We start from the raw sequence: 12,948 nt of genomic DNA on the forward strand, positions 1-12,948 counted from the left end.
CGGTTGCTGTTAAGGGAGGTGAAGGGAATGCCTAACATTAAATCTGCAATTAAACGTACAAAAACAAATACAAAAAAGCGTACACACAACGCGACCCAAAAATCTGCTCTTCGTACAGCAATCAAAAACTTCGAACAGCTCGTTGAACAAAAAGACGTTGAGGCAGCTAAGAGTGCGCTAGTAATTGCAACTAAGAGACTTGACAAAGCAGCTGCAAAAGGAATTATCCACAAAAATGCTGCAAACCGCCAGAAATCTCGTTTAGCTCAAAAACTAAATGAAGTTTCTGCTTAACATTACATTAAAAAAGGGGGGCGATCATTAGGATCGGTCCTTTTTTTACGTCTTTTTATAACCCTTTTAAGTCTTTACCTTCTGCAATACCTTTTAAGTCTTTACTTCTCTATATCTATATATCCATCCGTCACCTCATGCATGTCATTAATACGATAAGGTAAAGAAGAAGCCATCCTACATAATGTAGAATGGCTAAATGATGCATCATCCGCGTCTTAATTGTAGTAAGAACATTTGTAGTATTAACGCCTTATCCTTTTTCCCTGTTTTCATCTCATAATCTGCTTCTGCAATCGCATCAAGTACGTGAACAAGTTTTCCCCTAGAGAATTGTTTCCCTTGCTGTAAGGCAAGTTTACATACATAGGGGTGCAGGCTTAATTGCTGAGCCATTTGATTCTGGGTGTACCCCTGTCGGTCAAGCTCTTTGACTCGAGCCACAATACGAAACTGCCTTGCTATAAGAAATAAGATTTTGATGGGCTCTTCGTTACGTTTTAATAATTCCTGTAAAATTTGATACGCCTGCTGAAAGCGAAGATGTACAACATGGTCAACGAGTGAAAAGACATCATGTTCCATTGTCTTGGAGACCAATTGCTCGATGACTTGGGGTGTAATTGTACCCCCACGTCCGACATATGTCCCTAACTTTTCAATCTCTTTTGTGAGAATCTGCAAATGGCTCCCGACAAATTCTGTTAGCAACCCCGCTGCAGCGTCCTCTATGTGGACTTCTAAACCCTGCGCTCTTTGCTTAACCCAAGCGACAAGTTGATCCGTTTTCATTGAAGTACATGGGATAAGAGTAGCAGATTTCTTAAGTGACTTGACCACTTTCTTCCTTTGATCTAGCTTGTCTTGGTAAACCAATAGGACCAAAACCGTATAGTCAGAGGGACTCGCTGCATACTGTTCCAAACGATCCACTTTGTGCTCAACTTTTGCATGTCCCTTGCTCCCCGTCAGGAAATTCGCATCTTGAGCCACGATCAACCTTTTTTCTCCCATAAAAGGTAACGTTTCTGCCGATTCAACAGCTCCTTGTATCGTATCCTCCATAAGATCAAAACGCTCAAAATTAAAGTCAGCCGTCTCTGAATCCAATAATTGCTCCGATAATGCTTTAACCATCTCTTCCATTAAAAATTTCTGAGAACCATATAAGACATAAATGGGGGCAATATCTCCTTGCTTTATATTCTTTTTGGCCATATCAATATCCACGTTGTTCACCTCTCATTAATAAGAGCAGCACCTTTATGATGACCTTAGAGCTGTCTTTCAAAAACACGTTTCTATTTTTTTGTCTGAACTATTGTCTGTCCCTATGTAAACAGAAAAAAGAGCACCTTAGCCAAGGCCCCTTTTTTTCTTAACTTACGCTAGCAAGTATATTGGACATGTTATTGATCTTCTTTCGGCTGATACGGGGCATCGAGTTGCACTTCTTTCATTTCATCAACGTGAATCAACCAGTATTCCCGTTCCTGACTCTCCGAGTTATAGAGCTCAAAATACAACCGGGTAGACGCGACCCATTCTAGACGCTCAAGCTCCCAAGGAGATTCCCAATTTCTTTTCACAATATAGTGAGGATGATCATCTTTGTCAATTCGAATATCGTCTATCCCTTCATAAGCCACGAAATCCTGATTTGGAGATAAGACAACTTGTTCTTCTTCATCCGCTTTCTTCACATCTTGAGACTCATTATCTAGTTTTTGTTGTTGTTCTTTTTCTTGCTCTTTTGTTTGTTCCTCATCCCCGTCCTGATACGTATCTTCCTCAACCGAATGATATTCGTTTGGTTGTTCGGTGAAGGTGTGTAATTCGTCCCTGGTAGAATGATCTTCATCATTACTAGCTATGCCAAACTCATGAGCTTCATTATCAGACTGATCGGCATCTTGATCCTGAACGGGTGGCTCATCTGTAGGTTCTGTTTCTTCTAGGTTCTCCTCTTGTTGCGCTTCTCCATGGTGCACATTATTATTCCCATCGTATGAAGCATTCCCCTCTTGCATCATGGCTAGGTCAGCATCACCTTGGGAATCAGCAGGTGGTAAATGTTCTCCCTCCTCCTGAACGTTGGCCTTACTACTTTCACTACTTTCTTGGCTAAATGACACAGGAGCGTCTTCAGAACCTGAATCCATGCTTTCCGAAACCATATCATTCACACCAACTGGTTGATACGTTACCATGATGAGTAGCGCTGCAGCTGCCACGGCTGTACCTGTCACCCATGTGCGTTTATGACGTAAGAACTGGATAACGGCGCCTCTCTTTGTTCCCGCTTGTTCTACAGCATTGTTTTGCGGCGTTTCTTCATCCTCAAATCCAATGCCCACCTGATCATGGCTACCTATTGACGCTGTACCGCTTGTGCTTTCTTCATTGTGGCTCTGATCTAGCTGATCCTGTTGAATGCCAAGATGCGGCAGTATGGAATCAACGATATTAATCGGAGGAGATACATCTGGTAATGTTTCCAGTTCACCTGAAACAGTGGTCAACTTATCATACTGTTCTTGACATGTCGTACAATGCGAAAGATGCTGCTGGAGTTCCTCTGTTTCATTAGGGTTTAAGTCATGGTCTAGCTGTCGTTGTATCCACTCTAGCGCCTTATCGCAATTCATCCGGAAACACCACCTTTCTGTACATCTTGTAATAGCGTTTGAAGTTGTTGTCTGGCGCGAAACAAATAAGATTTTACTGTGTTAATAGGCAGATCAACGGTTTCTGCAATTTCTTTATAGGATAAATCATGCATATATCTTAGTACAATCACCGTTCGATGATTCTCTTGGAGCTGACCGATAGCTTCACGAACATCTTCTCTCACTAATTGTCGGTTGAGTGCCTCTTCGACATGGTTTGTACCTTGATTGTTAAGGACGTATTCGTGTTCGTCTATTGATATACTCTCACGTTTCTTCCTACACTTATCTATGCACACATTGGTCACAATTCTCTGTGCCCATGTTGTAAACTTTGCTTTCTGCTGATAAGAGTGAATATTTTTATAAACTTTTATCAGGGCTTCTTGTGTTGCGTCTAGGGCGTCTTGCTCATTCCCTAACATGTAATAAGCTGTACGATATAATGGGGTTTCAATGTCCCGTAATAATGAAATGAGGGCTTCTTGATCTCCATTTTGAGCAGCTAGGATCTTTTCAGGTTCCTGCACGCCCCTTCCTCCTCTCATCTATATATTAAACGTATTGGCATGACCATTTGTTGCAAATCAATTACTTTTTCACGTTTTTGTTGCATTTAATTCTCCGTTTCTTTTATACTAATAAAAGATATAGGAGGGTTGCCAGATGAGTAATGAATTCGAGAATCCACACGATCAACGAAATGATCTTATTGACTCTGGGGTTGGCTTTGTCGTTACATTTGGATTTTTCATGACGGTTTTTGCTATCTTTACGGTCTTCGGAGTATTGAAAGACTTAAATAGCTAATCCGTTCATCCTCAAACACATCATAAAGCTTCATTAAGAATCAGTATATAAACATAAACACATGATACTTACCTCAGCTCTATTCTAGAAGGATAGAGCTTTTTTGTTTCATCTTTTTTCCAAGCCCTCCTTATTGTATCGACTCCTCATAGGAATGTAAAGGCACGGGTTGTACGGTAGGATGTATACTTCGTTCATGAGGCTTAAGTTGTATATAAATCCCTCCGTGGTCATCCGTTCGAAAGATACTCACTTCTGCTTCAGCTAAGCGTTGCAGTACATCTTGATGAGGATGCCCGTAGCGGTTGTTTTCTCCTACCGATATGAGCCCGATTAAGGGCCTCACATGCGCTATAAAGGAGGATGAGGTTGATGTCTCACTCCCATGGTGAGCCACCTTCAGTATATCGACGTCTAATTTTGGGTGCGCTTTCATAATGTGTGTTTCTCCAGCTTCCTCGACGTCCCCTGTCCACAAAAATGAAACACCATAGATGTCTTGCCATAGAACGATATTATAATCATGGAGATTATCCATACTCTCCATCCATTGTGCGTCCCTCTCTGGGAACAGAACTTGACTTCGAGATGTCCCTGTTTGCCATGCATCTCCTTCCCGTAAAGTATAAATGGGGATGCCTTCCGCTACAATGCGATCTAACCATTCTTTTTCAAAAGTGGACTGTCCCGCTACGGGGGGACGATACCACCCTTTGATTGCCACTTGGCCGATCAAGCCTTGTACACCACCCATATGATCAAAGTGACCGTGTGATGTAATCACCTTGTCTATCTTTTGTATCCCTCTATATTGTAAGTAAGGTAAAACGATATCCTTTCCAACCTCGAATGTACTGGCTCTATTCTGCCACTCTTCTCGGGGGAATTGCATTTGACCACCTAAATCGATCATCACCACTTCCTGACGATAAGGTAGTTCGATGACGATTGCATCCCCTTGACCCACATCAAGCATCATAATATGCGCCCTAGCATCCATATAAGGCAGTAATATTTGAACCATTATAAGAATGGGGAATCCCATGAGACATAGCCCAGCCTTCCACATGTGTCCTTTTTCAAGCTGTATGAACCAAAGCAGTAATAGTCCAATGAACAAACCAAACCACCATCCACTGGGTTGTCCCAGATACAGAGTGGCAAAAGGGAGGTTGTATACTGAATCTACAATGGACAGTACAACGGCATGCAACCGTTCAAATAGAACAACATAAAGTTGAACGGCAGGCTGTGATAGGAAGGTGAGGAGCGTTAAAACAAACGACGCAGGTATAAAAACGATTGAGTAAATAGGCACAACCACCAGGTTAATGAAAAGTGACAATGGAGAAAACTGATAAAATTGATAAATCACAATAGGGAGAGATGCAATTTGTGCGATCAAAGAGATCCCAAGTAACTGCTTAAATCCTTCTTTTATCCTCCATTCCCGCATGGCTTTCTCTAAAACAGGATAACCGCTAATCAAACAAAACGTAATGAAATAAGACAATTGGTAGCCTATATGATAGATAGAAAAAGGTGAAAAGAAGAGCGTGAGGCTATACACCGTGTACAACGCAAGGAGAGAATGCTTCCATACCCCGAATCGTAGCAATAACAAGGCCAGCATCGCCATCAACCCGGCTCTGACAACGGAAGGTTGTGCCCCACTTAACAGTATGTATAATGGTATAAATATGATCAGAACATGGATCACCGATTCTCTCGTAAGTGGTAACCACAATAGTAACCGATACATCCCCCATACAATAATCCCGACATGTAATCCTGAAATCGCTAATATATGTATGATCCCTAATTCTTGATACATAGTCACCATATGAGGATCTAGCAGTGATCGATCACCCACTGTCATCGCTAAGACAATAGGGGCTAAGTCAGCGCTAAAAACCTGCTCAACTTGTTGCTGCCAAAGTGAACGTATCACATCAATCTTCTGACGCGATGAATCGATGATGTTCGGTTGAGAATAGGCCTGCCAACCAGCATCCACAACAGTCCCTATGCTGAATATGTTCTGTTGCTCGAGAAAAGAACGATAGTCAAACCCACCCGGATTGCGTGCTGTGGAAGGTTCTTGTATAAGAATGTGACTCGTAAACATGTCTCCTCTAGCGAGTTGTTCAGCTAACTGAAGCTCATTTTCTGTGTCAGCATAACGTGTCATCCTCATGGTCTCCTGGGGGGCTCTTTGAACACCATCCACTTGGTGAATGTCTAGGTCAAACTGAATGCGGTTACCATCCGTCGTCGGTGTAGACACGATTTTTCCTGAAATCTTGCGCGTTTCATCAGCTGCATCAGTAGACAGTGCGTGGGCTTTGCTCTGCTCATGTGTATATAAGAAGGTTGAAAGATGCGCTTGATTCAAAATGAGCACAAAAAGCAAAACTAGCGCCCAATAAATGGCCTGTTTTCTCATAGCGGCTTGCGGATGGTCCTGAGGGAGTGAGAGACGGTCCCGATTCATAAAAAGCATGATAAAAAAAGAGCCCCAGATGAGATATAACCATCCTTGTGGAGCCCCTTGTAATGTTAAAACTGTCTGTAACGTTAGTAATAGTACAAAATAAGTGACAATATGCTTCATGGTTAACCCCTTTAGTATGATAACTCTCTAGATATGTCTCATTCGGTAATGGCCATGGCCATGCCCGATGGCGCTTCATAATCCTTTAGATGGCGTAATTTGACGCTTTTTTGACTGAGTAATCGGGAGGTACGCTCATGATCTTTTGCGTAAGCACGATGAAATACAATTTCCTGAATGCCGCTATTAGCCAGCATATTCGTGCATGTCCAACATGGTTGGTCAGTGACATAAACAGTGGCCTGCTGTCTGTCTTCACGATCGGTGAACAATAACAGATTTTGTTCAGCGTGAATGGTACGTACACAGCGTTGTTTTTTGACCATTTGACCCTGCTCTTCCTCATAGCTCTCTGTCATCAGGCACCCTTCTTCATAGCAATCTGGCGTACCCGCTGGTGAACCATTATATGCTGTCCCTAGTATCTTTTTGTCTTTGACGAGTATGGCCCCCACATGTCTTCTAGGGCAAGTTGCTCTAGTCGCAGCCATATAGGCCATGTCCATAAAATAGTCATCCCAAGATTTTCTCATACTCACATCTCCCATTCTGTCTATCAATATTTGCCTAAATCTCTATATCGTCTTCCAACTTTTCAAAGGTCTTTTCACCGATACCGGATACATTTTTCAAGTCCTCTTTTTGAGCAAAACCGCCGTTTTTTTCTCGGTAATCTACAATCGCTTCAGCACGACTTGGTCCAACCCCAGTGAGTTGGACCAACTCATCAGTCGAAGCTGTATTAATGTTTATTTTACCTGATTGTGGCTCCTCTGTGGGAAAAAATGAAGTTGAAGAAGTTGGAAAATGGACTGAATTTCCGCTATCTCCATTTGACGGAGCATGAGGTGAATGTGACACATGCGTCCTCTGTGATTGGTCCTCCTCTTGCTCTAGCTCCTCTTGGAAAGGGACATAAATCACCATACCGTCTGTAAGGGGCTGAGCAAGATTAATGATCTCTGTTGTGCCATCTTCTAAAATACCACCTGCCGTATCTATTGCATCTATAATACGTTCATCTTCTGTCATTTCATAAACACCTGGATTATGAATCGCACCTTTTACATCCACGTAAACGGACAAGGGCTCCTCCATCGACTGAGATGATGGGTCTTCAGAATGATCTCTTTCAGATTCCTCTCTCCTGGGAATTTCTTGTTGTACTTGACCTGACAACACTTCCGTTCCTTCAGGAGACTGTAGGGTGAAGGCGCCTTCTACCTGCGTTTCCGCATCTAAAGCCCAATAACTGAAGACGAAGCTGGCCAAAGCTAAGACTAATACACCTATAAATATGTATAACTTCTTTTCCTTCGTTGTCATATGATTGTCCCTCCAATCAATATTTTTTTCATATTGTCGAAAAAATTGTAGTCAATCGCCCACCTGTCACATATGAATGTTATAAACACGGATAGGGGGAAATCTGCTATGCAAGTTGGTTTTATCGGTACTGGAAGTATGGGACGGATATTAATTGAGTCTTTCATTGAATCTAAGGCACTGCTTCCATCCCAAATTCATGCCTCAAACCGAACATTCTCAAAAGTTAAATCTCTAGCACAGACGTATACAGGGTTACACGCCTATCCATCCAATACGAGGGTGGCTCAAAGGTCTGACTTGGTTTTCTTATGTATTAAACCTCTTGAATTCAAAAACGTCATTGATGACATTGCACCTTATTTACACGAGAAACAGTTGGTGGTATCTATCACAAGCCCCGTTGATATTAAAGATTTACAAGAACTACTCCCGACAAAGGTCGCTAAAGTCATTCCTAGTATTACAAATTCAGTACAGAGCGGTGCTTCTCTGATCATGTGTGGAGATCGTTGCACTGAAGAAGATAGAGATGCTCTGCATCAGTTAATGGAAAAGGTGAGCGAGCCGTTATGGATCGATGAGCAATACACACGTGTCTCATCAGACATCGTCAGTTGTGGCCCCGCGTTTCTCAGCTTTCTCTTACAAGAATTTATCAACGCTGCTGAAAGAGTTACCGGGCTTCCTAAGCCCCAAGCGACCGCACTTGCTAGCCATATGCTCGTGGGTATGGCTGAACTCATATCTAGAGACCGTTTCACTCTAGAGACCTTGCAAGAAAAAGTCTGCGTCCCTGGAGGAGTGACTGGCGCTGCCTTAAAAGTTTTAGAGCGAGAATGTGTTGGTGTATTTGATAAACTGGTTTTAGAAACACACCGTAAATTTAAAGAAGATGCTCAGGGCGTTCAGGATACGTTCTATGAACAAAACAGGGTCAACAAATAAAACATAATGAAAGCATCGCTTGATCTTCATATGGCGATATTCAGCCAGTTAAGGATTAAAGAAAAAAATGATAGACAATCAAAAAAGACAGCTAAGGGTTATACCTTAGCTGTTTACATATTCGACCATTTGTTATCTTTTTCCTTTTTTTCTACCATTTTTCTTTTTACTTTTTTCGTTAACCCATCATTTGTTATTTAGCGGTTAGTTCGCCACGATGTTAACAAGTTTATTAGGAACGGCGATCACTTTACGTACTGTTTTACCCTCTAGATGAGCTTTAACATCGTCATGTCCCAAAGCGAGGGTTTCTAATTCATCTTTGCTGATATCTACAGGCGTCATCATTCTCGCTTTGATTTTACCGTTAAATTGAACAACGATCTCAACTTCGTTTTCCGTTAGCATACTCTCATCGAACGTTGGCCACTCAGCGTAAGCCAGACTGTCTTCGTGTCCGAGCAGATGCCATAGCTCTTCAGCGAGATGAGGGGCGAATGGCGAAAGCAGTTTGACGAAGTCCTCAATGGCATCAACAGGAAGGACTTCCTGTTTGTAAGCTTCATTTGTGAAGACCATCATTTGACTGATCGCTGTGTTGAAACGAAGGTTTTCAACATCTTCCGTGACTTTTTTGATCGTCTGATGGCGAACGCGTTCAAAGTCCTCTGTCCCTTGTTCCCACTTAATCTGAGACTCAAGTTCTCCTTCTTCATTAACGATCAGTCGCCATATGCGACTCAAGAAACGATGAGCACCATCAACACCGGTCATACTCCATGGTTTTGTGGCTTCAAGTGGTCCCATGAACATCTCATAAACTCTTAGTGTATCTGCACCATGTGATTCAATTATCTCGTCTGGATTGACAACGTTCCCTTTTGATTTACTCATTTTCTCATTGTTTTCCCCGAGAATCATTCCTTGGTTTACAAGCTTCTGGAACGGTTCTTTTGTTTCCACTACACCAAGGTCGTATAACACTTTATGCCAGAATCGGGCGTAGAGCAAGTGAAGGACAGCGTGCTCTGCTCCACCGATATACAGATCCACGGGAAGCCATTGTTTTTGTTTGTCTTTTGAGCAAACCTCGTCTGAATTGTGGGGATCGATGTATCTGAGGTAATACCAACAACTGCCTGCCCACTGTGGCATTGTGTTTGTTTCTCTACGGGCTTTCATCCCCGTTTCAGGATCGGTTGTCTCTACCCACTCAGACACGTTCGCCAGTGGAGACTCACCCGTCCCAGATGGCTTGATCTCATCAATCTCGGGTAAAGTCAATGGCAATTCGGTTTCAGGTACTGGTTTTGTTGTACCGTCCTCTAAATGTAGGATCGGGATCGGTTCACCCCAGTAACGCTGTCGACTGAATAACCAGTCTCGCAAACGATACGTCGTTTTTCTTGTGCCTTTATTTTCTTTTTCTAGCCAATCGATCATTTGACTAATCGCTTTTTGGTTGGTCAAGCCGTTTAAGAAATCTGAGTTGACGTGCGGTCCATCTCCCGTGTAAGCCTCTTTACCAAGATCTCCACCTTGTACGACTTCCTTAATTGGAAGATCAAAAGCTTTTGCAAACTCATAATCTCTCTCATCATGACCTGGCACGGCCATAATAGCCCCTGTTCCATAATGAACAAGCACGTAGTCGGCAATCCATATCGGCATTTTTTCCCCACTCGCAGGATTAAGGGCATATGCGCCTGTGAAAACACCGGTTTTTTCTTTGGCTAAGTCTGTACGCTCAAGATCATTTTTCATTGCGGCCTGCTCTTGATATTCCTCTACCGCTTGACGACGCTCTTCCGTTGTGATTGAGCTTACTAAAGGATGCTCTGGTGCTAGTACACAATAGGTAGCACCAAAGAGTGTGTCCGGTCTTGTGGTGAATACTTCGAGCGTCTCCTCATGATCTTGAATGTGGAAACAAACTTCTGCTCCTTCAGATTTCCCAATCCAATGGCGTTGCATGTCTTTGATGCTTTCAGGCCAGTCGAGTTCTTCAAGGTCTTCTAGTAAACGATCAGCATAAGCTGTAATCTTAAGCATCCATTGTTTCATCGGTTTACGGATAACGGGATGCCCGCCTCGCTCACTTTTACCGTCAATGACTTCTTCATTCGCTAGAACGGTCCCCAGTGCCGGACACCAATTTACAGGGACTTCGGCAACATAAGCGAGGCCTTTTTTATAGAGTTGCAGGAAAATCCACTGCGTCCACTTATAATAGTTTGGGTCCGTTGTATTAATTTCGCGGTCCCAATCATAAGAGAATCCTAATGCCTTAATTTGACGTCTGAAATTGTCGATATTCTTTTTGGTAATTTCACGCGGATGTTCCCCCGTATCTAGTGCATGTTGCTCAGCTGGTAGTCCAAATGCGTCCCATCCCATAGGATGAAGCACATTGTAGCCGCGCATACGCTTATAACGAGAGATAATATCTGTCGCTGTATACCCTTCAGGGTGTCCCACATGCAATCCTGCACCAGAAGGATAAGGAAACATATCAAGGGCATAAAATTTTTCTTTCTCAGGATGGTCTTCTGTTTTAAACGTTTTATGTTCTTCCCAGTATTGCTGCCACTTTTGCTCTATGGCTCTAAAATGGTAAGCAGTGTGTGTTTTGGCCAAGTGTTAACACTCCTTTTTTATTATGTTAATGGAAAGTTTAGTGTATCAGTATTGCCAGGCTGTCATATATTTCAGACAAAGTATATCAACATAAATATAAAAAACCTCCCACCCTCAGCTCTTAATAGCTAGGGGCGAGAGGTTATTAACGAAAGTTAGTAAAATGGACCCGCGGTACCACCCTAATTGATTCATGCTTTGTTTTTCTCAGTGTTTCAGTCCAAAGATCAAAAATGTTACTGTGTCCATGCGATGACTTTCTGTGCATGTCGAGAAAACAAAGGCATGTTCTTCATTACTCCTTATCGCGGAAATACGGTAGAAACTACTCGTGGTTCATTCCTACAGGCTCTCAAGCGAGTTCGCTCCATCTCGATGTTGACTCGCACCGACCGTCAACTCTCTGCTATCAGATTGGAAGTTACTACTCTTGGTCATTGCCGCTCCATTCATGTGTCTATGCTGTATGGAAAATGTGTTAATTTAATTATGATTATATGCAATATACTGATACTATGTCAACCGTTGTCGAACATTTTTTTTACAGATAAAGAATAATCGCTCGCTATCCTGCTGTGGCGGGTTCCAAGTGAGATCTGCTACCACCTGTAATATGTCGAAACCAACCTCTTCCAACCAACGGCGTAGGAGGTCCTCTTCGTATCCCCGCTGTGTGTGGACTTCATCGTAGCGTATGTATTGATTATCGGTGTGTTGAACAAAATAAGTCAGGTCATGTTCGACCGTGTCGGTGTCTGTCTCTATCCAGCACTGCCACAGTAAAGAAAGGGCTTCGTCATTGGTACCAAATAACGTCTCGCCAAAAATATGACGCATTTTGTACATACTATGGACATCAAAAATAAATAACCCATCATCTGTTAAGTGTTGATACACTCTGTGGAAACAAGCTTGGAGTTGTGATGGTTCTGTCACGTAGTTCAGACTATCTAGAAATGAGATGATGGTATCATACTGAGTTCCTAAATCAAGTTCCGTCATATCTTGGTGGATCCATTGCACATCCACACCTGTATTGGAAGCTTTCTCCTGCGCCACAGCAAGCATCGTTTCAGACAAGTCAATACCCGTGACCTTGTACCCCTGCTGGACCAGTGGAATGGCAATGGACCCTGTACCACAACCTAAATCAATAACTGCGTTAATCTGATGATGATGACGTGCACAAACCTCGTTTAAAAATGTTAACCACTGATCATACGGAACATCGTGCATGAGTTGATCATACACGTAAGCTAAATGTTGGTAACTCATCATTTTGCTTGGTCTAGTTCAACGTATGCGGCGTCTGCCCATAACTTTTCAATGTTGTAATATTCTCTTTCCTCTCTGTGGAAGACATGGGCAACTACATCCCCTAAATCGATAAGCACCCACCGGGCTTCATCAAATCCTTCCATCGGTTTGGGATCTAGCCCAATGTCGAATGCTTTGTCGCGTATTTCTTTGGCTATGGCTTGGACTTGGGTTTCTGAATTTCCATGACAGATCATGAAGTAATCGGCTACGACAGAAAGTCCTGCAATATCTAAAATGACGGCGTCTTGTGCTTTCTTATCTTCGGCTGCTTCTAAGACTGAAGACATAATGTTTCTAAGCTCCATCGAATTTATTTCCCCCTTTAATGTT

Annotated in this window: 12 protein-coding genes and 1 other annotated feature; of the genes, 3 read left to right on the top strand and 9 right to left on the bottom strand. The window is 42.6% G+C overall.

What is annotated here, in order from left to right:
• Positions 1-27 precede the first annotated feature (27 nt).
• On the top strand, positions 28-294 hold the full coding sequence (gene rpsT / locus JKM87_RS12475) for a 30S ribosomal protein S20 (protein ID WP_202080707.1): 267 nt from the start codon (positions 28-30) through the stop codon (positions 292-294).
• A gap of 207 nt (positions 295-501) precedes the next feature.
• Here the strand turns inward: rpsT and holA are convergent, their stop codons facing one another.
• From holA to JKM87_RS12490, 3 genes are all read right to left on the bottom strand, one after another.
• On the bottom strand, positions 502-1,533 hold the full coding sequence (gene holA, locus JKM87_RS12480; RefSeq protein WP_202080708.1) for a DNA polymerase III subunit delta: 1,032 nt from the start codon (positions 1,531-1,533) through the stop codon (positions 502-504).
• Between the two features lie 170 nt (positions 1,534-1,703).
• On the bottom strand, positions 1,704-2,942 hold the full coding sequence (locus JKM87_RS12485; RefSeq protein WP_202080709.1) for an anti-sigma factor family protein: 1,239 nt from the start codon (positions 2,940-2,942) through the stop codon (positions 1,704-1,706).
• On the bottom strand, positions 2,939-3,493 hold the full coding sequence (locus JKM87_RS12490) for a sigma-70 family RNA polymerase sigma factor (RefSeq protein WP_202080710.1): 555 nt from the start codon (positions 3,491-3,493) through the stop codon (positions 2,939-2,941). Before JKM87_RS12490 ends, JKM87_RS12485 begins: the two co-directional genes overlap by 4 nt.
• Before the next feature lie 136 nt (positions 3,494-3,629).
• On the opposite strand from JKM87_RS12490, the gene JKM87_RS12495 reads away from it, so the two are divergent.
• Positions 3,630-3,773, top strand: a complete 144-nt coding sequence (locus JKM87_RS12495) for a YqzM family protein (RefSeq protein ID WP_202080711.1) — start codon at positions 3,630-3,632, stop codon at positions 3,771-3,773.
• Between the two features lie 130 nt (positions 3,774-3,903).
• Here JKM87_RS12495 and JKM87_RS12500 read toward each other — a convergent pair whose 3' ends face one another.
• Genes JKM87_RS12500 through JKM87_RS12510 form a run of 3 tightly spaced genes read right to left on the bottom strand, consistent with a single transcriptional unit; the run spans position 3,904 to position 7,713 of the window.
• Complete coding sequence (locus JKM87_RS12500; protein WP_202080712.1) at positions 3,904-6,387, bottom strand: DNA internalization-related competence protein ComEC/Rec2; 2,484 nt, start codon at positions 6,385-6,387, stop codon at positions 3,904-3,906.
• Between the two features lie 38 nt (positions 6,388-6,425).
• Positions 6,426-6,920, bottom strand: coding sequence for a deoxycytidylate deaminase (locus tag JKM87_RS12505; RefSeq protein ID WP_202080713.1), 495 nt, complete (start codon positions 6,918-6,920; stop codon positions 6,426-6,428).
• Positions 6,921-6,954: 34 nt separating this feature from the next.
• Positions 6,955-7,713, bottom strand: a complete 759-nt coding sequence (locus JKM87_RS12510) for a ComEA family DNA-binding protein (protein ID WP_202080714.1) — start codon at positions 7,711-7,713, stop codon at positions 6,955-6,957.
• Between the two features lie 108 nt (positions 7,714-7,821).
• On the opposite strand from JKM87_RS12510, the gene comER reads away from it, so the two are divergent.
• The gene (gene comER / locus JKM87_RS12515; RefSeq protein WP_202080715.1) at positions 7,822-8,661 is read left to right on the top strand and encodes a late competence protein ComER; all 840 of its coding nucleotides are present in this window, start codon (positions 7,822-7,824) and stop codon (positions 8,659-8,661) included.
• 204 nt (positions 8,662-8,865) lie between these two features.
• On the opposite strand, the gene leuS is transcribed toward comER, so the two are convergent.
• From leuS to rsfS, 3 genes are all read right to left on the bottom strand, one after another.
• Positions 8,866-11,298, bottom strand: a complete 2,433-nt coding sequence (gene leuS / locus JKM87_RS12520) for a leucine--tRNA ligase (RefSeq protein ID WP_202080716.1) — start codon at positions 11,296-11,298, stop codon at positions 8,866-8,868.
• 127 nt (positions 11,299-11,425) lie between these two features.
• Positions 11,426-11,745: a binding site (T-box leader), on the bottom strand.
• A 66-nt stretch (positions 11,746-11,811) separates the two neighbouring features.
• Complete coding sequence (locus JKM87_RS12525; RefSeq protein WP_202080717.1) at positions 11,812-12,573, bottom strand: class I SAM-dependent DNA methyltransferase; 762 nt, start codon at positions 12,571-12,573, stop codon at positions 11,812-11,814.
• Entirely contained in the window at positions 12,573-12,923 is a 351-nt protein-coding gene (rsfS, locus tag JKM87_RS12530) for a ribosome silencing factor (protein ID WP_202080718.1), read from the bottom strand. Before rsfS ends, JKM87_RS12525 begins: the two co-directional genes overlap by 1 nt.
• Positions 12,924-12,948: the final 25 nt, after the last annotated feature.

It is taken from the genome of Caldalkalibacillus salinus, assembly GCF_016745835.1.
GTDB classification, from domain to species: Bacteria; Bacillota; Bacilli; order Caldalkalibacillales; family JCM-10596; genus Caldalkalibacillus_A; species Caldalkalibacillus_A salinus.